Annotated in this window: 18 protein-coding genes; 6 read left to right on the top strand and 12 right to left on the bottom strand. The window is 45.5% G+C overall.

The window, feature by feature from the left end; translation table 11 throughout:
* Nucleotides 1–100: 100 nt before the first annotated feature.
* Nucleotides 101–1,495 (bottom strand): NB-ARC domain-containing protein, encoded by a 1,395-nt coding sequence (locus QUB51_RS14175; RefSeq protein WP_333262190.1) that lies wholly within the window; start codon nucleotides 1,493–1,495, stop codon nucleotides 101–103.
* A gap of 466 nt (nucleotides 1,496–1,961) precedes the next feature.
* Between QUB51_RS14175 and QUB51_RS14180 the strand changes: the two genes are divergently transcribed.
* Together QUB51_RS14180 and QUB51_RS14185 are read left to right on the top strand one after the other, a co-directional pair.
* Nucleotides 1,962–2,573: a hypothetical protein gene (locus QUB51_RS14180; protein WP_333054670.1), complete on the top strand. Its 612-nt coding sequence runs from the start codon at nucleotides 1,962–1,964 to the stop codon at nucleotides 2,571–2,573.
* 134 nt (nucleotides 2,574–2,707) lie between these two features.
* Nucleotides 2,708–3,025 (top strand): hypothetical protein, encoded by a 318-nt coding sequence (locus QUB51_RS14185; protein WP_333054669.1) that lies wholly within the window; start codon nucleotides 2,708–2,710, stop codon nucleotides 3,023–3,025.
* 53 nt (nucleotides 3,026–3,078) lie between these two features.
* On the opposite strand, the gene QUB51_RS14190 is transcribed toward QUB51_RS14185, so the two are convergent.
* The 6 genes from QUB51_RS14190 to QUB51_RS14215 form a co-directional block, all read right to left on the bottom strand.
* Entirely contained in the window at nucleotides 3,079–3,690 is a 612-nt protein-coding gene (locus tag QUB51_RS14190; RefSeq protein ID WP_333054690.1) for a Uma2 family endonuclease, read from the bottom strand.
* 402 nt (nucleotides 3,691–4,092) lie between these two features.
* On the bottom strand, nucleotides 4,093–5,037 hold the full coding sequence (locus QUB51_RS14195) for a GDP-L-fucose synthase (protein ID WP_333262195.1): 945 nt from the start codon (nucleotides 5,035–5,037) through the stop codon (nucleotides 4,093–4,095).
* A gap of 406 nt (nucleotides 5,038–5,443) precedes the next feature.
* Nucleotides 5,444–6,475, bottom strand: coding sequence for a GDP-mannose 4,6-dehydratase (gene gmd, locus QUB51_RS14200; RefSeq protein ID WP_333054667.1), 1,032 nt, complete (start codon nucleotides 6,473–6,475; stop codon nucleotides 5,444–5,446).
* Nucleotides 6,476–6,920: 445 nt separating this feature from the next.
* A complete protein-coding gene (locus QUB51_RS14205) occupies nucleotides 6,921–7,652 on the bottom strand; it encodes a sugar transferase (protein ID WP_333054666.1) in 732 nt (243 codons plus the stop codon).
* 243 nt (nucleotides 7,653–7,895) lie between these two features.
* A complete protein-coding gene (locus tag QUB51_RS14210; protein WP_333054665.1) occupies nucleotides 7,896–9,062 on the bottom strand; it encodes a glycosyltransferase in 1,167 nt (388 codons plus the stop codon).
* The gene (locus tag QUB51_RS14215) at nucleotides 9,059–9,355 is read right to left on the bottom strand and encodes a hypothetical protein (protein ID WP_333262198.1); all 297 of its coding nucleotides are present in this window, start codon (nucleotides 9,353–9,355) and stop codon (nucleotides 9,059–9,061) included. Before QUB51_RS14215 ends, QUB51_RS14210 begins: the two co-directional genes overlap by 4 nt.
* 134 nt (nucleotides 9,356–9,489) lie before the next feature.
* On the opposite strand from QUB51_RS14215, the gene QUB51_RS14220 reads away from it, so the two are divergent.
* Complete coding sequence (locus QUB51_RS14220; RefSeq protein WP_333232437.1) at nucleotides 9,490–11,559, top strand: iron uptake porin; 2,070 nt, start codon at nucleotides 9,490–9,492, stop codon at nucleotides 11,557–11,559.
* Between the two features lie 579 nt (nucleotides 11,560–12,138).
* On the opposite strand, the gene QUB51_RS14225 is transcribed toward QUB51_RS14220, so the two are convergent.
* Together QUB51_RS14225 and QUB51_RS14230 are read right to left on the bottom strand one after the other, a co-directional pair.
* On the bottom strand, nucleotides 12,139–13,896 hold the full coding sequence (locus tag QUB51_RS14225) for an NFACT RNA binding domain-containing protein (RefSeq protein ID WP_333054662.1): 1,758 nt from the start codon (nucleotides 13,894–13,896) through the stop codon (nucleotides 12,139–12,141).
* 435 nt (nucleotides 13,897–14,331) lie between these two features.
* Nucleotides 14,332–15,885 (bottom strand): NAD(P)/FAD-dependent oxidoreductase, encoded by a 1,554-nt coding sequence (locus QUB51_RS14230; protein ID WP_333262222.1) that lies wholly within the window; start codon nucleotides 15,883–15,885, stop codon nucleotides 14,332–14,334.
* Nucleotides 15,886–15,951: 66 nt separating this feature from the next.
* Here QUB51_RS14230 and QUB51_RS14235 point away from each other — a divergent pair, with 66 nt between their 5' ends.
* Nucleotides 15,952–16,584, top strand: coding sequence for a hypothetical protein (locus QUB51_RS14235; protein ID WP_333054661.1), 633 nt, complete (start codon nucleotides 15,952–15,954; stop codon nucleotides 16,582–16,584).
* A gap of 151 nt (nucleotides 16,585–16,735) precedes the next feature.
* On the opposite strand, the gene QUB51_RS14240 is transcribed toward QUB51_RS14235, so the two are convergent.
* Nucleotides 16,736–19,906 (bottom strand): tetratricopeptide repeat protein, encoded by a 3,171-nt coding sequence (locus tag QUB51_RS14240; protein ID WP_333262201.1) that lies wholly within the window; start codon nucleotides 19,904–19,906, stop codon nucleotides 16,736–16,738.
* A 1,054-nt stretch (nucleotides 19,907–20,960) separates the two neighbouring features.
* Nucleotides 20,961–21,446: a hypothetical protein gene (locus QUB51_RS14245; protein ID WP_333262204.1), complete on the bottom strand. Its 486-nt coding sequence runs from the start codon at nucleotides 21,444–21,446 to the stop codon at nucleotides 20,961–20,963.
* 211 nt (nucleotides 21,447–21,657) lie between these two features.
* On the opposite strand from QUB51_RS14245, the gene QUB51_RS14250 reads away from it, so the two are divergent.
* Nucleotides 21,658–21,843 (top strand): ribbon-helix-helix domain-containing protein, encoded by a 186-nt coding sequence (locus QUB51_RS14250; protein ID WP_333054658.1) that lies wholly within the window; start codon nucleotides 21,658–21,660, stop codon nucleotides 21,841–21,843.
* Between the two features lie 126 nt (nucleotides 21,844–21,969).
* Nucleotides 21,970–22,155 (top strand): ribbon-helix-helix domain-containing protein, encoded by a 186-nt coding sequence (locus QUB51_RS30415; RefSeq protein ID WP_333054657.1) that lies wholly within the window; start codon nucleotides 21,970–21,972, stop codon nucleotides 22,153–22,155.
* A 313-nt stretch (nucleotides 22,156–22,468) separates the two neighbouring features.
* Here QUB51_RS30415 and QUB51_RS14255 read toward each other — a convergent pair whose 3' ends face one another.
* Nucleotides 22,469–24,433: a HAMP domain-containing sensor histidine kinase gene (locus tag QUB51_RS14255; protein ID WP_333211767.1), complete on the bottom strand. Its 1,965-nt coding sequence runs from the start codon at nucleotides 24,431–24,433 to the stop codon at nucleotides 22,469–22,471.
* Between the last annotated feature and the right edge of the window lie 120 nt (nucleotides 24,434–24,553).

Here is a 24,553-nt window from a genome sequence, read left to right on the forward strand (position 1 = left end):
CTTTGAGGCAGGGGTTTCAACCCCTGCCGGACTGTCGGGCTGTCGGACTGTCGGGCTGTCGGACTCCCGGACTGCCGGACTGTCGGACTGTCGGAAAGTATCAACCAACTGGATTTGAGAGCACATATTGTCTCACCACAGGACAAACGCTGAATAGCGTTTCATTCTCCTGTTCTTCTATTTCAACGAGCGATCGCCTCCCCAAAGATTGCAGCCCGTTGAATAACTCGGAGGGCGATAAATCGGCATCTTGTAGCAATTGCTCTATTGAAACTGAATTTGCTTCGCGGCTGAGGCGGCAGATTAGTTTTTTTTCTAATTCTGACAAACGATTTATCTGCGGGTGCAATGTTGCTGCCAATTCTTCCCCTAAGAATAGCATATCATATTTTAAAAATTCTGCAACCCTACCTCGGAATATTTCTTGAATAGTGGTGGCGATTATTTTTAACCACAATGGATTGCCTCGGTAGGTGTTAATTAAGTTTTCCCATGTTTCGGGATTGAGTAAACTTTTTTGTCGGAAAATTTCGGCTGCTGCTGTACCTATACCTTTGAGTTGCAAGGTGCGAACTGGTGAATTTTCACCTTTTAAGGCGGTAATTTCTCTGGGTGGTTCCCAACTGTTGAGGATTAAGCAACTGTTGTGGGTGGTTTCTCCGATTTGTCTGAAGAGGATGCTGTAATTTTCGCATTCGGGGCGGTAATTTCCTGCTAATTGTCCGCTGCTGAGAATCGTTTGCACGTCGTCGAGGATAATGAGACTGCGGTTTTTTCGCAGAAATTCCATTAACAGGGAAAGTCGATCGGGGATGCTGCTAGGGAGTTCGATTTCGGGTTTATTTAAAAGAAATTCTAGGAGATTTTTTAGGGTTGTTTCTAAGGGTGGGGAGTGGCGGAGACTTCGCCAGATGACGTATTCAAAGTTATGCTGAATTTTTTGGATGAGGTGGAGGGAAAGTGCGCTTTTGCCAATGCCACTGAGTCCTGATATTGCTGCGAGGTTGCACTTTTCTTGGACGATGGATTTTTCGAGGGTGGCGAGTTCGGATGTGCGATCGCACAATAATGAAATATGAGGTGCGTCTGCTAAGTCTAGTCTGGTTTGGGGTTGGGATGTGTCTGAGGTCGGGGTTGAGGGCGATCGCTTTTGTGGATATTCTGAAAATTGACTATCCTTACAGACATTGACATTACCAATAAAAAAATCGTTTCCCGAATTTGATGAAATGATGAATAATTGTCGTCTCTCAAGTGTCGATCGTAAATTCGAGGGAGTAACTTCTTCACCTAAGACATTTGATAAACGCTTCCATAATTTTGAAGCTACATTCCTGATGTGACCTTCGCTACAATGCGATACTTCTGCGATTTGAGAGTATTTTTGACCTTCCCATACACCACCCAGGATAGCTTCTTGCAGATCCTCCAAATGTTCTCCCGTCTTAGCGAAAACCAGGTCATCGGCAAATCTCAAGACTTCTTTAACGTCCATCGGTGACTTAAGTTTAGGGGTTTGGCTTATTATACCTGCTATTTTATGACATTTTATGACATGGATGGCAACATTTGACTTTTTTTGACAGTGAGCGTCAGGTAAAACAACTTACATTTTCTGACGTTGTATGACTGGACATCACTATAAATATAATGATATTATCCAAAGATAAGCGATATTTTTCCGCTAATGAACTATAGCACAACATTAGAGTATTAAGCTCATGGCTGACCAACCAAAAAGAGAACCTAAGCTAAAATGTCCCCTGTCGCAAGAACAAAAGGAGACAGTCAAAGAGGTTGCTGATGTCATTGATAAGCATAGAAAAATTGTGAGAAAGATTACTGGTAAAAGTTAATAAATTAACTGGCTTTCCATAATATAGCTGTAAGAGTCAAAAATATATTTTATTGCTTTTTTGCAACAAAATATAACAAAGAAATACTTCCATCAATAATTAATTATGAACGAAAAAGAAAATCCAAATGAAGTGGCTAGTGAAGTCGCCAGCAAAGTTAAATCCACTCTTAATGACGCTATTCAAGGATTAAAAATCTTTCTAATTAATCCTGTTGGCGGTCTTCCAGTTTTTTTTGAAGGGTTAGGCAAGGAACGTGCTTTAGGAGTTGGAATTGCTTTTGGAATAGCATATGTAGTTTGCTTTGTATTCGCGTGCCAAAAATTTTTAACACAATTTTCGAGCAATAGCTCATTATTTAATTTGATACTTGCCAGCGCTGCTAATTTTTTGAGTATAGCAGGGGCTAGTTTTTTGACGCGCAAACTATTTCGGGGATATGGTAGCTTTCAAGGGGATATATTCATTGCTGGTGTCGCTTTAGTTCCTGCGTCATTATTGCTATTAATCAGTAGTCTTTTAGGAATAACGAATGTGGAAATTATTGTTATAGTTATGGTTGTGGCTATAACCTACACAATTTTAATGATTTACACTGGCTGCCACAAGATTTCTGGAATTCCAGAAAATGCTGCTGCTTTTGCAGTTTCAGTCATGTTACTTTTGAGTGGCTGGTTATTTAAAATCTTGATTTTATCTAACATATTGAAAAGCTGAATAATGTAGGAACCAAGATGAGAAATGATTTGAGCTGGTTTGAAATAATCAGACTATTTTTTGAACTGCTTTTTCAGCTAGTTGACTAACAGTATTGATTTATCGTAAGTATTTGACCCTAAAAGGAAAGAAAGATGGATGCACTGGTAGCAGCAATCACACAAATTTTAGATTATATTCACACTCAAGGCCCAGACGCGATCGCGCAGCTAACAGCACTACTCGAAGCTCTCCAGGTGGGAGCTGTTTATGTTGCCGCTCTGTTTGGCTTGGTTGCTAACGTACCGGCGGTGATTGAAATTCTTAGCCAGTTGATAGCTTTAATCAGTTCAGGTGCCGGTGTTCCTGAAATAGCGGCGGCGATCGGATCGTTGGCGGGCCCACTCGGAGTGTCTATTGAGTATGTCATCCATATCTTACAAATAATCGGGGCTTTCTTGCTGGCATTTTAAATATATCAAAAGCGATCGCCCTTCCTGAACCGAGGTACGATCGCACTTTCCATTTATCCCCTATATCGCAGTTCATCAAATTCTGCTTCTGAATCTTCCTTAGTAAAAATTACATCCTCATAGATAGCATCAATACCTGTGCGAAAATTTACGCTAGCCAAGTGAATTTCGCTGCCTTGAGTATAGGAATACAAAACCCACAACCCTTCAGCATTACGGCGAAAACACTCTACCCGCTCACGTTTTTGGCTAATTAACACATACTCTTGCAGCGTTTCTAATTCTTGATAGTCAGCAAACTTATCGCCCCGATCGAATCCTTCAGTACCATTTGACAAAACCTCGACAATTAAACAAGGATATCTTTTAAAAGATTGAGATGATTTGTCCCGTTCATCGCACGTTACCATCACGTCAGGATAGTAGTAAATATTCTTCGATTCAATCCTGGCTTTCATGTCGGACATATAAACACGACAGCCACTACCCCGAACATGATTTCTCAACAAGGTAACTAAGTTGACAGTAACAGTTACATGAGCGTCATTTGCACCTGCCATTGCATAGACTTCGCCCTGAATATACTCGTGTTTGAGCGGACTGAGTTCTTCTAACTTCAGATACTCTTCCGGTGAGATATAATTGTGGGTGCGATCGGCAATCATTGGCTTTCCCAAAATTCAGTTTTCGATGATTTCAGTTGAGGTATTTGTATTATAGCAGTTTTCACTCGGATGAAATACAGGACACAGCAGTAGGGACACGGCAATGCTGCCGACTATTGTCAGTGAATTTTCATCGGAATTTGTATAATTTATTAGTGCCAGAAGGGGGACGGGTTCCTGTAGGATAGGTGGCAACCTCCGACTCTTATAAATGAGGTTTCTCACCCGCATTTAATATTATATCATGTACGATCGAGCGATTAAAAGGGCGGGTTTTTGAGATTGTCAATTATTGGCAGATATTTTTCGTGAACCCGCCCCTACCGTATTAGGGGTAATCGACCGGAAATAATATTATTCCTAAAAAAACCCGGTTTCTTCAAGAAACCGGGTTTTTCACACTCAAACTGCGTGTTTTCGATACCACTCAATGGTATTTTTCAACCCTTCCTTAAACTTCACCTCCGCAACAAAACCAAACTTTTCCTTAGCCCTTTGGGTATCCAAACAGCGACGCGGCTGACCGTTCGGCTTGTCTGTTTCCCAAACAATTTCTCCCTCAAATCCCATCAATTCGCAAATAGTTTCCACTAAATCGCGAATTTTAACTTCGCTATTCGTTCCCAAATTAACCGGGTCAGATTCACTGTAATCTTGCGTTGCCATCACAATTCCCCGCGCGGCATCTGTGGAATACAAAAACTCGCGGCTAGGGCTGCCGTCGCCCCAAACTGGCAGTGTTTTGTCTCCCCTTTCTTGCGCTTCGTAGACTTTGCGAATTAATGCGGGGATGACGTGGGAACTTTTTGGGTCAAAGTTATCTTCTGGGCCATACAAATTTACTGGTAGCAAGTAGATACCGTTGAATCCGTATTGCTGGCGGTAGGATTGCAGTTGCACTAATAAGGCTTTTTTGGCAATTCCGTAAGGTGCGTTAGTTACCTCTGGATAGCCGTTCCAGAGGTCATCTTCTTTGAAAGGAACTGGGGTCAAGTTGGGATAAGCGCAAATCGTGCCGACGCAGACAAATTTTTCGACTCCGGCTTCGTAGGCGGCGTGGATTAGTTGCGCGCCCATCATCAAATTGTCGTAAAATAATTCAGCGGGTTTGACTAGGTTTAAGCCGATGCCGCCGACGTGGGCGGCGAGGTGAATGATGATATCTTGTTGGTCGGCGGCGCGCTTGCAGTTTTCCATGACGCGGAGGTCGCAGTCGCGCGATCGAGTTACAGAAATTTTATCAGCATCGGCCCCTGCTTTTACTAGCTGGTCGATTACCTGACGGCCCAAGAAACCGGCGCCGCCCGTGACTAGAATGCGTTTGCTGCTTAAATCCAAGCTTGTCATAATTTTAGCCTCGGGATTTTGAATAAAGGTCGATCGACAATTTCAATTCTAAAATTGTTGCTTTAGCAAAAAAAGCTTTCAGCTACAGGATGAGGTTGCCCACAAATTTATTTTAGCTGCACCCGATAGGGACAATTTGCGCCGTGCACACCCGAAAGTTAGATATACGGGTCGCGACTCCTCAACTATCATTTTAATGTTTTTTTTAGCCCGCACAGCCTAAAATTTGGCGAGCAATTAAGCTGGTTCTTTGAATGCCGATCGCGGGCTAATAGCTTTAACAATCTTCTCATCAGTTGTGAACTTTGTGCAGGGGCAATCCTCCGGTGCGCGCCTTTAGCCAAAGGGGTAGACACGGGGGTTCTACCCCGACAAATTGTTCGCACTGAAGGCTTGATGTAGCAGCTTAATCAAATCCGTTGCCCGAACCTCGACCTTGCTCCTCTAAAGCTTTCATGTCAGCATCTACCATTAAATGCACTAACTCCTGAAAAGTTACAGAAGGTTCCCAATTTAATTGCTGGCGCGCCTTAGTCGAATCGCCAATCAACAGTTCGACTTCTGCCGGCCGCAAGTAGCGTTCGTCAAACTCCACATATTTTTGCCAATCTAAATTGACGTAAGTAAAAGCCAAATCGAGAAATTCTTTAATGGAATGGGTCTCGTTGGTAGCAATGACATAATCGTCAGGCTTGTCTTGTTGTAGCATCAGCCACATCGCCCGCACGTAGTCTTTAGCATAGCCCCAATCTCGCTTAGAATCGAGATTGCCCAAGTAAATCTTTTTCTGCTTGCCGGCGACTATTCTGGCCACGGCGCGAGTAATTTTGCGAGTTACAAAAGTTTCGCCACGGCGGGGAGATTCGTGATTGAACAAAATGCCGTTGCAGGCAAAAAGTCCGTAAGATTCGCGATAATTTATTGTTTGCCAGTGACCGTAAACTTTGGCGCAGGCGTAAGGACTTCTGGGATAAAAAGGAGTTGTTTCTTTTTGCGGAACTTCCTGCACCAAACCAAACATTTCCGAAGAACCTGCTTGATAGAACCGCACTTCTATGCCGGTGCGGTGCTGATAGTCCCGAATTGCTTCTAGCAGCCGCAATACTCCCATCCCTACTGTGTCAACCGTATATTCCGGCGAGTCAAAACTGACTCGAACGTGAGATTGAGCGCCTAAGTTATAAATTTCTACCGGCTGAACTTCTTCCAATATCCGGCGGAGAGTGGTGCCGTCCGTCAAGTCGCCGTAGTGTAGAAACAGGCGCGCACCCTCGCTGTGGGGATCGACATAGATGTGGTCAATTCGATCGGTATTGAAACTAGAACTGCGCCGGATAATGCCGTGAACTTCATATCCTTTCTCTAACAGTAATTCGCTCAAGTAGGAGCCGTCTTGACCTGTAATACCTGTTATTAGCGCTCGCTTACGTTGCGTCATCTGATTTTCCTTTGACAGGCTGTGTTAATTTACAATAAATTTTTTGGCAGAGGCTGTTGCTCCCTGCCGACCGTATTGTCAAACTGCTTTATAAAACTTACTCAAACTTAACTTTAGTTACCTAAAGCCAGTTGAAGTTTACTTCCTACGCTGTTGGGTAGTCGGCTATCCCAAGATAAGTAGGCTATCCCCCTTAAGCCAAAGGTTATAGAGTTAAGTTTAACACCTAAACCTAAAGTAGTCTATCTAGAATAACTGATATTTCTAGATGAATAAGAGGTAGGTTTATTTAAGTATTTGCCCCTTTAGTTAAGCTCACAATTCTGCGATCGGCATCTAGGAACTGTTTAGTTTTGACAAAGAGTTTGTCGCTGATTGTCAGTAGTCAGCATCAGTGGTCAGTAACAAATAAAACTAACTACCGATTGCTGACTGCGGACAAAAATTAATATGCGCCGTTATTTTTGGGAAAAATCACAACTCCAATTGTTTTGAAAACAATCCACATATCCATCCAAAGGTTTTTGTCATTTGCGTAATAGAGGTCGATTTGGACTCGGCGGGGATAGGGAATGTCGTTGCGACCGGACACTTGCCACAAGCCTGTAATTCCAGGTCTTATGGTGAGAATTTTGTTGATGTGATTGCCGTATCTCGGCAGTTCTTCTTCAACTAAAGGTCTGGGCCCGACGACGCTCATATCTCCTTTTAAAACATTCCAAAACTGGGGAAACTCGTCTAAACTGGTCATTCGTAAAAATCTTCCAATCCAGGTAATTCGAGGGTCTTGTTTCAGCTTGAAATTGTCCTCAAACTCTTGACGCAAATGCGGAGAATTTTCCATGATTTCCAGCAATATATCGTCCGCATTTTCCACCATCGTTCTGAATTTAAGGCAATAAAACCTTTTACGGTTTTTGCCTACTCGTTCCTGTACGTAAAAAATAGGACCGGGCGAGCTTAAGGCGATTAAGAAAGCCAAAAGCAGGTAAACCGGAGCAAACAGGATCAGAACCGATAAGGAAAACAGGATGTCAAATAACCGCTTGAAAAGTTCTCCGTCGAGGCTCTGTAGAGAACGACTTATGCGTCTATCTCCTTGCAGGACAGACCCAAAACCGCGTCTTGCGATCGCTCGAATTACCTTGCCGGAGATTAGTTGGCTGTCGGCAGTCATCTTACTCCTTCACTTCACACCACACACAGTCCTGATCATAAAGCCTCAAGACGCTTTGTTCTCTCAATTATGTTGCCAATACTCAATTTTCTGCCTTCAGAAGGCTTCAAAAGGCAGAAGGAAGAAGGAAGATGGCTTCAAAAGGCAGAAGGAAGAAGGCACAAGGCACTGATGCAGAGGTCTTCTGAAGGCACTTATACAAAGGCAGAAGGAAGATTGTCCCGCTATGGGGTTCTGGCACTCTCAAGCCCCAGACTCGGTAAAATCACGGGATTGAAATTCCTGATAGCAGCCTTCCACAAAAGCTAGATAGCGCTGCCCAAAGACATCGGGGGCAAAATGTTCAGCGCGCAACCTGCTGATTTCTGGCTCAAATTTGCCTTGCAACTGCTCAAATTCCTCGACAGCTTCGACTAATGATGCTGCGGTTTGGGAGGAAAAAAATAAACCAGTCCCTGTCTCTGGGTGTTGGCGAATGTCGAGCACTGTCTCCAAAGCGCCCCCTGCAGCATAGGAAATTACCGGTGTTCCGCAAGCTTGAGCCTCTACCAAAGCTATGCCAAAATCTTCGCAAGCTGCATAGACAAAGGCTTTCGCCTCTGCCATGTACTTTTCAACGATGGAGGCGGGCTGCCAGCCGAGCACTTGCACGTTGGGTTTGGCGATTTGCCGAATCATTTCTAATTCTGGCCCGGTGCCGATGACAATGAGAGTATGCCCGAGTTGATTGAATGCTTGGACGATCGCACTTACGTTTTTGTAACTTACCAACCGACAAACGGTGACGTAAAAGTCTTGTTTTTGCCGCATCAAGGAAAATCGCTCGATATTTACCGGGGGATAAATCACCTGGGCCCGCCGCCGATAGCATCGCCAAATTCGGCGCGCAGTGTGTTGAGAGTTAGCGATGAAATAATCAACGCGATTGGCGGAAATTACGTCCCACTGCCGCAGTCGATGCAACAAATATCGCGTCAGCAGCCCCTGGATACCCCGTCCGGCTTTGCTGCTACGCAAATAGTCAAAAGTTAAGTCCCAAGCGTAGCGCATGGGCGTGTGGCAGTAGCAGACGTGCATTTGCTGGGGACTGCTGAGGATGCCTTTGGCGACGGCGTGGGAGGATGAGAGGATGATGTCGTATTCTCGCAGATCTAGTTGTTCGATCGCGATCGGCAGAAACGGCAAATATTTTTGGACGCCGCTGCGGGCATTGGGAAACTGCTGCAAAAAAGTTGTGCCAATCTGTCGCCCGAAAAGATAGCTTTCGGGATTGGCTGATTCAAAGTCGATGAGGGCATAGATATCTGCCTCGTCTACGTGTTTGAGGATTTCCTGTACTACGAGTTCTGAACCGCCAGTAGCTAAGGGCGTCAACCATTCGTGAACTAGGGCGTATTTGAGTTGTTTCACTTGTATTTGTAGCCGATCAAATGATTTGTTAGCGCCAGTGCTGTCAATATTAGTCTTACTGAGGGATCACTTACGCAATATCCCGCCATCAACCAGGTTTCTATGTACGTATCTTCCAACTGAGATGTTGCACCATTCTCAATTACTTGTTTAGGAACAGGCTTTTCGGCCTGTTCCACAAGAAAATTCACTCTTTGTGGAACAGGCAAGATGCCTGTTCTTGAGAATGGTGCTCTTCGGTGAGTCAAACCAAGGATTTTGGGAATAAACGGGGTTTTTGTGAAATCAGCCACAGCAAAACAGGACTCTCCGGCAGTGATTTCCCCGATTGTTGACAAGAAATACTATTAGGCAGAATATTGAAGGTGATTTGCTGGCGCCTAAATCTTCGGAACGGGCGATCGGCCGTAATGTGGTGTGAGGAAAAATGTCCAAATTTTTGTGGAAGGGACTTTTAATTAGTCCCGCTGTATTGGCAGCAAGTTTAGTCGTATCTTCGACGGCGCTAGCAGCAGAGAAACCTGTAGAAATTGCCACCACAGATCAAGCTCATCAATTGCCATTAGCAGGTGCTGCAACCGAGGCGGCAAAGTCTGAGACGGCAAAGCCTGAGACAGCCGAACCAGCGTCGCTAGCGAGCAAATCGACTGTTGAAACTATTGAGAAAGAAAGTGCGAACCTCTACGAGGGCTTCACTAACGATTTGATCGCCCCAGTTGTCGAACAAGCAAAAACACCGGAAGTTGCAGCAGATTTAGGCGAAACCAAACCCGCAGTCGCGCCCGCAAACTTAAGTTTTGAACAACCTGTCGCGGAGCAAATCCCCGCAGTCGCGCCCGCAAACTTAAGCGAAACGCAATCCGCCACTACACCGGCTAATTTAAGCGCCCAAGAGCAGATTTCCCAATCGACTGAGCCAAGTGCCCAACCTCAAGCACAGTCAAATGTTTTAGAACAAATCAACCAATACAGCGCCGAAGACAGTAGCAGCCAAGATGCGGCCGGCCAAGTAACCTCTGTTTCGCAACTTTCCGACGTTCGGCCAACCGATTGGGCATTCCAAGCTTTGCAATCCCTAGTAGAGCGCTACGGCTGTATAGCTGGCTATCCTGACGGCACTTTTCGCGGCAACCGGGCGATGACTCGCTACGAGTTTGCAGCAGGTTTAAATGCGTGTTTGGATAAAGTTAGCGAGCTGATTCAAGGCGGTTCCAGAAGTCTGGCGACGCGAGAAGATTTGGCTTCTGTGCAAAGGTTGCAAGAAGAATTTGCGGCGGAATTGGCAACTTTACGCGGCCGCGTCGATGCTTTGGAAGCGCGCGCCTCTGAATTAGAAGCAAATCAGTTTTCAACTACGACTAAACTCAACGGCGAAGTGATATTTGGTTTGGCCGGTATCGCCAGGGGAGATGATGCCGAGGGTCGCGAAGCCGATCGAACCACGGCTTTTGGTAGCAGGGTTCGTATCAATTTCGACACGAGTTTCTCAGGAGAAGATTTGCTGAGAACTCGATTACAAGTTTTAAATTTGGGTGCGTTTTCTACGGAAAATACGAAAACTGCTGAAGGGGAATTGCGGTTTAATGTCGGGCCTTTTGGCGAGGCTAACAATATAGTAGCTTTAGATGCGCTGCTTTACCAATTCCCTCTAGGCAAAAGCACGACTGTAATTCTCGAAGCTAATGCCGGCGCTGCTGATGATTTTGTTAACACTGTCAACCCTTACTTTGACGGAGACGGCAGCTACGGCGCTCTTTCTAACTTCGGTACTCGCAACCCAATTTACTATTTGCTTGGTGGTTCTGGCATCGCTCTGCGGCATCAGTTTGGGGAAAAATTAGAGGTTAGTTTGGGGTATTTGACCGGCGACCCCGCGAACCCGACGCGGGGTAACGGTTTGTTCAACGGTTCTTACGGCGGTTTGGCTCAGTTGACTTTCAAACCGAGCGACAGCATGGCTTTAGGTTTAACTTACGTTAATTCCTACAACTTAATTACCAATACCGGCAGCAATGCTTCTAATTTTCCGCAGCGTCTCGGTTCCTTCGGGTTCGACAGCGATAGCAATGTGCCAGTTTCTAGCAATTCCTACGGCGCGCAAGCTTCGTGGCAGTTGAACCGGAGATTTGCAATTGGCGGTTGGGCTGGTTACACTAATCAGCGCATTTTATCCAACTTGGGTACTCCTACGGGTTCTGTGCAGCGGGGCGATCAAAAAATTTGGAACTGGGCAGTTACTTTGGCTTTTCCTGATTTGTTGAAAGAAGGAAATGTGGCGGGGATTGTTGTAGGTATGGAGCCGCGGGTGACGAGTTCTACTAATCGGACTTTGCCGGAAGATAAGGATACTTCGCTGCACCTTGAAGGTTTCTATCAGTTTAAGTTGAGCGATAATATTTCTATCACTCCTGGTCTGATTTGGCTGACTGCTCCTGACCACAATAAGAATAATTCTGATTTGGTGATTGGGGTTGTCAGAACGACGTTTACTTTCTAGGAGCAGCCCACATCGATTTTAGATTTTAGATTTTAGATTTTAGATTGGCGGTTTTAATCTAAAATCTAAAATCGCAAATCTAAAATTGTCTGAGTTGGGGTTTAGGGTTTAAACAGAAACGACCAGCTTTAGCAAAAGCTGGTCTGCACAAATAGTTAAATCCGTTGTGTTCCCACAGTGTTGTTCTCACAGTGAGGAAACCCAAGTTGCACGTTTCTTTGCAAAGGGTTCTAACAGAAACATCATCTCTCTTAAGGGGTATTATAACAACAAAATTTAATTTTCTGTAATAAAACTTTACATTACAGGCGAATATAAATTCTGATATCGTTTCCGGTTGCATCGGAATGATTTAACCGCAGAGGGCGCAGAGAACGCAGAGGGAGAGAATACAGAGATGAATAATTCCGATGCTACCGGATTTGATATTAGGGGACGATCGCCCTTGGGGTCACTTTGTATAATTAAGCCTAGGTTCAACAACCCGGTTCCTGCGTAGGTTTATCGGTTCCAAACCGTTTATTTTGCCTAAAAACGAGGTTTCGATTGCCGATCGACCCTTCACACACTTTGTATAAATCAAGCCGGGGCTTGCTGCGGTCTACCCCAGACAATTCGCTCCTGCTTGTATACAACCATACCCGGTTTAGCACCTTTCGGCTTGTATACATATTTCGGTTCTGTATAAACTACGGGGACTTGTTCGCTGTGGCGCGCGCGACTGTAGTAAGCAGTCATGTCGGCGGCAAATTGCAAATCGGTTTCTTCAGCAACTGTACCGGGTTTGAGACGCAGCAAAGCGTGGCTTCCGGGAATCTCTAGGGTGTGGAACCATAAGTCGTAGTCGTTGGCGGTGCGAAAAGTGAGTTGGTCGTTTTGGCGGTTGTTGCGCCCGATTAATAATTCAAAGCCGCTGGGGGTTTGGTAGCGGTGAAATTCGATCGCAGCATTTTTGTCGGTACTGCGGTAATCTGGTACGTCTAGATATTTTTGCTGGATCAGTTCTTCGCGGATTTCGGCGAGGGTTTGCAAATCTTGGGTGTTGCGGTAGGTTTCCAATACCGAAAGTGCGGCTTCAACTTGTTCTAAATAGTCGATTTCTTCCTGTACGGCGGCTAACAAAGGTTCTACTGCAATGCGAGCTCTTTTAAGTTTTTGGTGTTTTTTGTAGAGGGCTTGAGCGTTTTGAACGGCGTTTTTTTCCGGGTTTAAGGAAATGATCACTGGTTTCTCGGTTTCAAAGTCGGGGAGAGAAATCGATTTCATTCCCGGTTCCCAATGCTGCAAATTGGCCATCAGCAAATCGGCTTGGGATTTGTGGGTGTCGGCGTCTGCTGATTGCTGTAAACGTTCTTTAAATGTGTTGGCTTTTAGGCGCAGTTTGGCTAGGACGTTGTTGAGTTTTTGGGTAAGCTGATGCCGCAGTTGCGCGAATACTTCTTGATTGATTTCGCCTGTGTAGTAGCTGTTAAGTAATTCTTGAACCGAAGAAGAATCAGAGGGCGGGCACGGGGGCACCGCCCCTACATTGTGATTTTCTGGTGTCGGCCAATCGATGACGGTGTAGCCTTCGGGGGTAAAACTTGGGTGAAATTTGGAGTTTTCTAGGCATTGCAGCCAGTATAGCCAGCGTTGGAATAGTTGCTGCCAGTCGTCGGGATTGAGGCTGTCGGTGGATTGTTCGGGGTCTAAAGAAGCCGATCGAATCATTGACAAAACTAAGGCTTTACTCATCCCTCGGTAATTCTTCAACAGATTGCCCTTTAATTGACCGGGAACCAGGCTAATTCGCGATTGCCAGCGGTTTTGAGATTCACTCAGACTCGGCACTGCATCGGTCAAAGACGGGGGCATTTCGTAGGGTTGCCCGGTTTGGATGGGACGGACGGTGGACTGTTTGGCGCTGACTTGGTGGGCGCAGGTGACAACGAGGTTATCTTGGGCGGTGAGGATGACGTTGCTGTATTTGCCCATGATTTCGGCGTACAGGTGCCAGAGGGCTGGTTCGCCGGGGCGTTTGGCGAATTGCAAGTCGATGACTCTTTCCCAGGAGGAAACAGGGGCGATGGAAACTAAGGCTAAACCGCTGAGTTGGTGCCGCAGTTGTTCGCTGAAGGTGAAGGTATCGGGAATGCGGGGCGGGGGGTCGCCGACGCAGATGCGGGCGGCCACAGGATGCCAGGAAAGGTCAATCCAGCCGCGCCCTTTCATGGTGCGGAGGGCTAGGGACACGGTAAATCGATCGCGCTGGTAGACTTGTTCTAAGCGCGCTGGCAGCCATTGGGCTCGCAGTTCGCTGCAAGCTGCGGTTAAAGTTGTAAAGTCTACGGGTTGCACGGTGGCCTCTTTGCGATCGAACTATCTATTTCTATGCTGACAGATATCGGTCACATTTTACTAACTAAATCAAATTATTGTTTACTCTTGGGTTCGCATCCTTCGCTATGAAAGCCCTTCAATAATTACGTTAACAAATAATATCAAATCCCGTAGCATCGGAATTATTCATCTCTATATTCTCTCCCTCTGCGTTCTCTGCGCCCTCTGTGGTTAAATCATTCCGATGCAACCGGAAACGATATAACTAATAACTAATAGACATCTCCTAAAAAGCAGGTTTTGAACAGGCACAGTGCCTGTTCCACAATAATTATGGGAGATGTTTAATAAACTGTTGTGCATCTAATTTGACAGTAAATTTTTCTACAATTCCTGTGGGACGGGCATCCTGCCCGTCTCTGTATTCAATTTAGATGCGTAGCAGCTTAACAACTAATTAATAACTTCCCGAATCAATTCTAAATGTTTGTCCAAAGGTGCGATCGTATTGGCGGCGATCGCACCGCTAGCAGCAACAGCCGGCAAACCAATTCCCGGAAACGTCGAATCTCCGCAGCAAAACAACCCCGGTAAAGGCGTTCTCGGCCCGGGAAACAAGCCACTACCCGCCCGAATTCCGGGTCCGTAGGAACCGCGATGGCGGCGCAAAAACCGTTCGTGGGTTAGGGGTGTGCCAACTAAGGTGACTTCGCAGCGCGATCGAATATTGGGGATAATTCTCTCTAAGGCTTCCCACATTACCTCGGCGCGCGCTTGTTTTTGCAGCTTGTACTCTTCGCTGGTTCTATCGAGCTTTTGCCACAAATCGTAAGGCTCGTTTCCGGGGGTATATGCGTGAATGACGTGCTTTCCCGGAGGCGCGAGGTGGGGGTCGAGGAGGGAGGGAATCGAGACGAGAACGACGTTCTGAGGAGCCGCAACGCCCATTTCCCAGTCTTTGACGAAGATGTAGTGACAAGCCAAGTCCGATCGCACTCCGGCAGCATCAATTCCCAGATGCAGGTGCATGAAGCTGTCGCACTCTGGCGTCGCCTGCCTCTGTTGCCGAAACCTTTGCGGGACAGAGGTTTCAGGCAACAGTTTCAGGGTATCCCAAACGGAAGCGTTGGAGACGACGGCTTTGTGCGATCGAATTATTTTGCCCGATCGCAGCCGCACGCCCGCAGCCCGGTTGTTTTCCACCAAAACTTCTGCAACGTGGGAATTTAGCAGCAACTGCCCTCCGTGGCGCTCTAAACCGCGTACCAGGGCATTTACCAAAGCTGCACTACCGCCGATCGGATAGTCCAAAACTGCATTGGGGCGATACCAGTCGGCGAACATGAAAGCGACTTCGGCTGCGATCGTTCCGTCGGCGGGAAGTCCAGACAGCAGGAAACACAACAAATTCAGCCAATTTCTGACAAAGGGATCTTTGACATTTTTGTCCATAATTTTGCTGAAAGGGCCTGCAAGTGCGATCGCGTCGCCAGCACTTTGCAGGAAAGCCGGCGCAAATTTGCCGAGGGTAAAAACAGCGCCTAAATCGAAGCGCAAAGCCAGGGGGGGCAAGGCTATGGCAGCTTTGGCGTAGGGTTCCATGATGCGCTGGAGTTGCCGCCATTCGGCGACTGCTTCGGCGCCGCGCAGTTGTGCGAGCACTTCGCCAAATTGACTCGCGCCTACGGATGTGTCGAAATCGCCTTCTGGCAAACAGCAACCCCAGGTATCGTAGGTGATGCAGGGGAGTTTTTCGCCGATCGCATCCAAAACTTGCCGCAGCGGATTGGCAGACGGGCTGTAGGATAATCCTGAGTACAGGGAGGGCCCGGAGTCGAAGCTAAATCCGTCGCGTTCAAAACCGTGTGCGGCGCCGCCCGCGATCGAATGGCTTTCGCAAACGACAACATCAAAGCCATAGCGGGCAAGCATTGCAGCGCAAGTCAAGCCGCCGATTCCGCTGCCGATGACGATGATTTCTGTGTCTGTGGGGGCGATCGCAACCATGTTTTTCTCCGCTACTTCAGCTAATATTATCTCTGTTACCAACAATAAAACTGGTTTGTATATTAAATGGAAAACATATCAATTCTAGAACAAGCCGCTAAATCTAATTCTAAACCATCTCCCGACGCCGTAGTCGCCGCCCTCCTAGAAGCTGAGAAAAACGCGAAAAAAAATAAAATTCGCTATTCTTTCGAGCAATTAATCGGCAACTGGCAACTCTGCTTTATCACCGGCACGAAAAAGACTCGACAAAAAGCGGGGATTGTGTTGGGTGCCGGACGTTACATCCCTGAGTGGATTGCGAAAATTCAAATTGCTTATTCGGCCCAAGCTGTGGCTGAAGGGGAAGCGCCTAGCGAAACCGGCAGGGTGGAGAATTCGGTGCAAGTTGGGGCGATCGCACTAACTCTTTCCGGGCCGACTAAGTTTTTGGTTAATAAAAATATTTTAGCTTTTGATTTTACCAGAATTACCGTGAAATTGTTGGGTAAAACTGTGTATCAAGGATTTATTCGCGGTGGAGAAGCGCGGGAGGCGGAATTTTTTAGTTTGAGTGTGGGGAAGCAGGCATTTTTTGCATATTTTCTGGTAGAAGATGGGATAATTGCGGCTAGGGGAAGGGGCGGCGGCTTGGCTTTGTGGGGGCTTGTAGGGGCGGGTTCACCAACAATTTATAATTCCAACCAACAATCTACATAAACCCGCCCCACCCAACGACAGAATGCGATCGCGTGCAATTCAACGAATATTATCAGGTGCGCCGCTATGAAATTGTCCATCTTTCATTTGGGATTTTTAATAGCGACACACCCTACAGCTACTATCAACTGTCAACTGTCAACTTCTATAACTACCGCGCATCCCCAATTAAAATAAACGGCGACCAATAAAACGGATGCCGCTGGATCTGACTCAACTTAGCTTGCCGCAAAGCTTCATTTTTACTCATCCCTTTATTGATATTTTGATAAAATTGAACCATCAAATCTTTAGTAGCAGAATCATCAACACTCCACAAACTAGCCATCACAGCTTGCGCGCCCGCCCGCTCAAATATATAGGCCATTCCCGATATTTCTTCACCGTTGGAATTCGCTTGTATGGCAGTTTCACAAGCACTTAAAGTGATGAGTATGGTGTTTTGCAATCCTAATAAGGCGGCATCGCGAATATTGAATTGACTGTCAGCAAACAGCAATGTATTTTCCTCCATGCCCAAATTTTTACAGCCTCCCGGTTGGAAACAGCCGTGAGTTGCGAGGTGCAAAAAAGGAAAGCGGGGCGCTTGAGTTTTGAATCGATCGAGGGTGGCGTCATTGCCGATATAAGCTGAACTTCCTGACAATAATTGAGCGATATTTCTGACTTCTGCTTCGGAACCGGGTAAATTTTGGGGTGGACGAGGGACGGGATTTCCTAATGCTAAGACTCCACCTTTTGAAGTTGAATCGGGAATTGTTCTGGTGGAAATGCGGGTGAGATAGTTGACGGGATATTTCTGGATGAGGAATTCATTTGTTTGTTTGTCATACAGGGTTTCAAAGGGGATGTAGCGTAGTTTTTCCGTGGCGATGATGCTCAATTGTTTGGGGGAAATAGCTTTAATTTGGTCTTCGATCGGACGAATCAGGATTTCGTAAAGTTTGCTGCCTGTTACGGTGAAGTTTGTTTCGCCAATATCTTGCACTTCTTTGCGGTATTGAGTGAGGAGATTGTCGAATTCTTCGGGAGCGATCGGAACTTTTTTAACACTTAAACTGTCTTTTGTCAAGACAAATAGGGCGACGGTATTGGGGACACCTGAGATATTTGTCAGCAAGACGGGTTGAATGACAGCGGTATCTGGCGCGATATTTGCTTTCAGTTGGGCGATGTCTTTGGGTGTGGTTTCAAATAGTTCGGCGACTTCTGGGAAACTGCGGGAAATTTGTTCTGCTTGGCGGTTGACTTCTGTTTCTAATTCTCGCATTTGTCGGGAGAGATTTTCGGAGAAATTGTCTTCGAGTTGGCGGCGAAGCGTTTGGAGTTGTTGATTTTTTTGATTCCACTCGTCAATGGCTTTTTGTGCTTCGGGGTTGGCAACTTTGGCGTCAATTAAGCGGGTGTAGTCGGCGAGATCGGCTGTGGTGGCGATGTTGATCCATTGAAAAGCGCGATCGGGTTGGTTTTGATCGATGAGGATGTCAACAAGTGCAACGGCGCTTCCTCTTTCACCTTCTAAAAACTTTTGGCGGTTTTCTCGCTGTAAACCCTTTCGTATTTTTAAGGTAATTTGGACAGATTGCTGAAAATTTTCGATCGCTTGAGTTGGTTGCATCGTATCTTGATAAACTGCACCAATATTACTCAAAATAGTAGCTTCCATCATTCGATCGCCCACTTCCCGTTTAATTAGTAAAGCTTGGTTATAGTATTTTAATGCTTCTTCTGGTTGTCCAATACTGTGGTACACTCCACCAATATTATTCAATGTAGTAGCTTCCCCCGCACGATCGTCCACTTCCCGTTTAATTGGTAAAGCTTGGTTATAGTATTTCAATGCTGATTGCGGTTGTCCAATTCTGAGGTACACTCTACCTATATTATTCAATGTAGTAGATTCCCCATTGCGATCGCCAACTTGCAGCAGAATTGGTACGGCTTGGTTATAGTATTTTAACGCTTCCTGTGGTTGTCCAATGTTGGCGTATACTGCACCAATATTATTCAATGTAGTAGCTTCCCCCGCACGATCGTTCACTTCCCGTTTAATTGGTAAAGCTTGGTTATAGTATTTCAATGCTGATTGCGGTTGTCCAATGCTGAGGTACACTCCACCTATATTATTCAATGTAGTAGCTTCTATCATCCGATCGCCCACTTCCTGCAGAATTGGTAAAGCTTGGTTATAGTATTTCAATGCTGATTGCGGTTGTCCAATGTTGGCGTACACTCCACCTATATTATTCAAAGTACGAGCTTCTATCATCCGATCGCCCACAGCCTGCAAAATTGGTAAAGCTTGGTTATAGTATTTTAATGCTTCTTCTGGTTGTCCAATGCTGAGGTACACTCCACCTATATTATTCAAAGTACGAGCTTCCCCATTGCGATCGCCCACCTCCTGCCAAATAGGTAAAGATCGGTTATAGTATTTTAATGCTGATTGCGGTTCTCCAATGGTGCTGTATACTCCACCAATATTAGTCAAAGTAGTAGCTTCCCCCTTGCGATCGCCCACTGACTGCCTAATTGGTAAAATTTGGTTATAGTATTTTAATGCTGATTGCGGCTGTCCAATACTGTGGTACACTAAACCCATATTATTCAAAGTAGTAGCTTCCCCCGCGCGATCGCCCATTTTCCGCCAGATTGGTAAAGCTTGGTTATAGTATTTCAATGCTTCTTGCGGTTGTCCAATACTGTGGTAGGTTCCACCAATATTACTCAAAGTAACAGCTTCGCCGTTGCGATCGCCCACTTGCCGCCAGATTGGTAAAGCTTGGTTAAAATATTTCAACGCTGATTGCGGTTGCGAGATCGTTTTGTACACTGTACCAATATTAGTCAAAGTACGAGCTTCAATCGCCCGATAGTTTACTGCCCACAAAATTGCGAAAGCTTGCTTCAAGTATTTCAATGCTTCTTGCAGTTGTCCAATGCTTTTGTAAAGTTCACCAATATTATTCAAAGTAATAGCTTCCGAGTTGAGATCGCCCACTTCCCACCAAATTGATAAAGCTTGTTTGTAGTATTTCAATGCTTCTTGCACTTGTCCTATACTGTCGTAGATTGCACCAATATTATTGAGTGCTAGAGCTTCATGTTGTCTATTTTTAAATTGTCGTGCAATGGCTAAAACCTGCTGCCATGTTTCTATTGCCTGTCGCGGTTGCTGTTGCTTTGCTTGCTCTATGAGTTGCTTTAATTTTTCAACCTCTGCATTTTGACTTTGCGCCCAACTCGGTTGCACCATCACCGGCAGAGTCAGAGGAGTCATACACACACCCAAAACCAAAACACTGCTAATAATTCGTTTCATTCTTTTCATGATTCACCACTGACGATTAATAGAATACGCATCTGAATTTGGACTTAGGCGTATTATACTTTTACTTGCTGTTTTTGAATGCTTCGATCCGAGCAAAATAATTATAATTAAATAACTAAGTCGCTGTTATGTCAATTCATATTATTCAGAAGCTGTATTCATAAAAGTCATGATTTAAAGCTATGAGGTTCATCAGTCTGAAGTTATTTTTCAATTTTCGCAATAATTTCATCTATTTCAGCAAAGACTTTAGTCAATTCTTTAGCTTTTTCAAGCGTTCGACCAACGGTGATGGCAAGAATTCCAACGGTTCGTCAAAATCATCAGAAATTGTAATTAGTCCTTTGTCGCTGCCAAATCTGCTGTATTTAGGTGAGTATTATTCAATTTTATAGACAGTTTTTTGTTATATTCCTGGTTTGATATCTTTGATTTTACTTTGTTTAGATTGCATTCTTTGTCTGAGATAAATTGCCGATATTAGGTCAGACCAAGTAAAATTTTCAGGCAGTCGATCGATTAAGTTGCGGACTTCTTATTGAAGATTGATGGTTTCCATCGGTTTTAGTAAAGAGAGTTTGCTTTTTAATTGTAGTAGAAGCGAACTAGGAGCGATCGGGCTTTTTGCAAAAGTCTGGCTCCTCCCGCAGTCTGGCAGGGAATTAATTCCCTGCCTCATAGCGAAACTCCTCGCTTCCGAGGACTGCAAGATCGATCGAGAATGATGCAAGGTATGAATTGAAACAGACAGAAATTACGCGCTCCCACCAAAGAAACCGGGTTTTTATCGAATCTGCCGACTGCAACGAATATGGTCGTAAAAAACCCGGTTTCTAGCCCCCCGCGCACAAATCTTAACTCTCCTCTTCAGTCCTCGGAAGCGAGGACTTTCGCTATGAGGCGGGGGTTTTTAACCCCCGACGGACTTAATGCGGAGTCGCTACAATTGTCACCGTCATTTTTGTTGATTAGAGCTCTCCAGAAAAGCCAGTCTTGAACAGGCTTTCCGGCCTGTTCCACAATAATTATTGGAGAGGTATATTGATTAGGTGCGATCGCACATAACAACTTCAAACACACCCCCTGGAATAAACCGACACAAAGCCCTCCGCCGATCGTCCGCATCTTGGCGGTTGACAAAACGCGCAATTGTATAGTGCTCAGCATTCGGTAAAATGCGGACGATCGCCCAAGAATTGCGATCGCCCCCCTTTGACTTTTCAGGTGTTTTCCCTCGCGAATTAGAGTTGAGTTCGATCGCGGGGCGATCGGCGATCGTCGGAGAATTTGCTTTTCTCAGAGTGTTGAGGTAGCGGGCGATCGTACTACCTTTGAGATTCGCCCCGACGCGCAGAATCAGAAACACCGCAAAGCTTTCGATCTCTGGCCCAGTCATGCGCGCGCGATCGGCATCAAAATCCTCATCAGAGTAGCTGCGGATACCCGACAGCAGTTGCGTGATGCCAAAATCATTCAAAGCTTGTTGATAGCCGCGGTTATATTCGCTGCCGTCGCTCACAGGCTTTACCATAGTAATTGTCTCCTTTTATGTGGATTGTCTCCTTGTATTTGGGGAACCCTAAGCCAGCGCGAGCCCTCGGAAAGTTCGGCGCTGGCTTTTGACTTTTTGACTATAGCACAGATATAGCATACATATATGCTTTAAATGAGCCATTATCGACAGGATGGTCTAGATAAAGCACAATGACGATCGGCTTAAACTAAAAAATAATGAATCCTTTATGACCAAACGCTTAGCGACCTATTTAGCCGATGGAATCTATGAAATCCTTGAAGAGTGGGCAAGTCAAGAACGCCGTTCAGTCAGCAGCTTGTCAGCATTCATTTTGGAGCAAGCAGCCAGAGAACGCCAAAAGGAAATGAAACAACAGCCCCAGCCATCGGATGACAAGCAGGAGAAGAGTTGAGTGCAGTTGGGGCGTGCAATAGCAGCATAGTGCTGTGCAAAAGCAGCATTATGCTGCATATTCGACAAAATTGTCTAAAATACTCGACAATGGCGATCGGTTTACATAAGAAACAATTAACCTCTAATGTCTAAACGCATATCAACCTCGATAGGAGAAGGAATCTATGACCTACTTCAAGAGTGGGCAAATGAGGAACGCCGTTCAATCAGTGGCTTGTCAGCATTCATTTTGGAACAAGCGGTGAGAGAACGCCAAAAACACATGCAAAAACAGTCCCCACCATCCGATGAGAAACAAGATAAAAGTTGAGGGTAGTTTGTGCGATCGATCTTTTACTCCCTTCCCCGTAAAAGATTATCTACTTCTTCCTGATTCTTCCTGATTCTTCCTTCGCGTCTTCGCGGTTCAATAATACTCAATGAAATTTATTAGAATTGATTTAGGTTGGAGTTCAGGAGCTAGCGGTTTGTGCTGTTTGAATTGGTAAAATAACCAATTATAATTAATAGAGTGCGATCGCCCCCACTGACAAGACTAAAACATTTCGACACAAAACCAGAGGTTTGAAACATAAATTTTCGCCCCTCTGCTTATCTCCTAAATTTCTCGCCCAAACATCACATCACCCGTTTCCCGCCGGTATGCGGACAGTGAAAATAGACCCTTTTCCCTCTTCGCTTTCTACCAAAATTTCCCCGCCCATCATCTGACAGTAGTAGCGGCTAAGTGTCAGCCCCAATCCGGCGCCGTCGTAAGGTCGCGCTGCTGAAGAGTCAGCTTGCACAAAAGCTTCAAACAATTTGTGCTGTTGTTCTTCCGACATTCCAATTCCGGTATCTTTAACCGATAAACAAATCCAATCCGAGTCTTGAACATTCGGCAGGGGACAAGCGATCGCCCCAGAAGGAATTTCATCGGCAGCCATTGAATCGTCAATCGCCTCACGCCCTGCTGCATTCAATTTTCCACTTCCTGCAATGCGCTTCACAGTCACTTTCACCCTACCGTTTTTGGTGAACTTCGCAGCATTACTAAGCAGATGTATCAAAACCTGGCGCACTTTTTTGAAATCTGCGTGCATTATGCCCACAGTTCGATCGCACTCAATCTCCAAAACATTGCCATTTTTCTCTACCAACGGTTTCGCGGCACTCGCAACATTGTCAATCAGGGATTCGATGTCAAACTCCTGGATTTCGAGTTTCATACTCCCCGCTTCAATTTTTGACAAATCAAGGATATCGTTAATCAAAGATAGCAGATGCGCGCCTGCTTTTTCAATCTTCTGCAAGTCGGGTACAAACTCATCAAATCCCGCATCCTGGGCATCTTCTGAAAGTAGTTGACTGTAGCCAATAATCGCATTTAAAGGCGTCCGCAATTCGTGGCTCATATTTGCTAAAAACTGGCTTTTAGCAGTGTTAGCTGCGACGGCGACTTCTTTAGCTTGTTCTAATTCTTTTGTATGTCCCGAAACCCGCTCGATTAGGTGATTGAGAGAGGCCGCCAGAGAGCCGATTTCGCCTTGTCCGGTGACGGGTGCTCGCAAGTCAAAATTTGACTCAGCGGCTACTTGTTGGGCCACCTGAGTAACGCTGATCATAGGTTGAGCGATCGCCCGACTCGTCCGGTAAGCCACCATTCCAGCTACCACAACCGACAGCAGCATACTAAAAATAATTATGGCTTTTTCCATGCCTTGGGCGTCTTCCATCACTTCACCGCCTTGGCCCTCTTGCTGCTGGGCAATATCGAGGATTTTGCTCAATTCCTCAAGGCTGCTGTTGAGCTGTTTTACACCTTCTCCGCTTTCGATTGCGAGCAATTTTCTAGCCGACTCTATCTCCCGAGGCGATAGTTGCGATTGCTGGATTTCCTGCAAAGTTGACTTGAGAGTATCGGCGTAGGATTCTAAATTTTTAGTGCAATCTTGCACTAAAAGCTTGAGAACTTCCGGTTTTGCTGCCAGCCAAGCGGGTTGGCTGTCGGCAAAATTTTCTATACGCAACCGCAGATTTTTTGCCTTAACAATACTCTTAACCAACTGCTCTTCTTGCTGTTTTAGCTTGAGCGAATTATCTACAAAAGAATCTAGCTGTGAACCCTGCAATTGAGCCGCCAGCGCTGCATCTTTAAAATTGCCTAGCAATTGCGCTTGTAGGTGAGCATCATTGAATTGCTTTAATCCTTGTCCTTGGTAATAATCGGCAATCACCAGTCCGCTCAGTGAACCCAAAAATCCGATTCCTATTGCCAGCAAATACCCGTATCCAATTTTTTTATGGATAGGCAAACTGCCAATTTTAGATGGCAAACTTTGGCTGACTTTTAAGGATAATTTTTCGACAAAATCATGGTTGGATTTTTTGGGGCTGACTGTTTCGACAGAGGCCACTTCTCCGGAAATAAAAACTGGCATCTGTTTACCTAAATTGGTATTATTTTGGTTAACTTTTCGCGTTTTCACGTTTTTATTCGGCGGGTTAAATGGTTCTAAGTCTGAATTCAATTCCCCCTGGTTTTCACAAACTGCAACCGATAAACTTGCTTCATGTCCTGTTTTTTTTAGCAAGTTAATTTTTGACATATGCAACCCCTGTCTTCTGTTAAAATCTACCACGCTCTTAATTTCTCCAAACGGAAAAGCTTGTCTATTTGACCGTAGACATCTGCGAAAAAGCATCTGAAACTCTGGTCGAGTCAGAGG

The sequence above is a fragment of the Microcoleus sp. AT8-A3 genome, from assembly GCF_036705675.1.
Lineage (GTDB): Bacteria > Cyanobacteriota > Cyanobacteriia > Cyanobacteriales > Microcoleaceae > Microcoleus.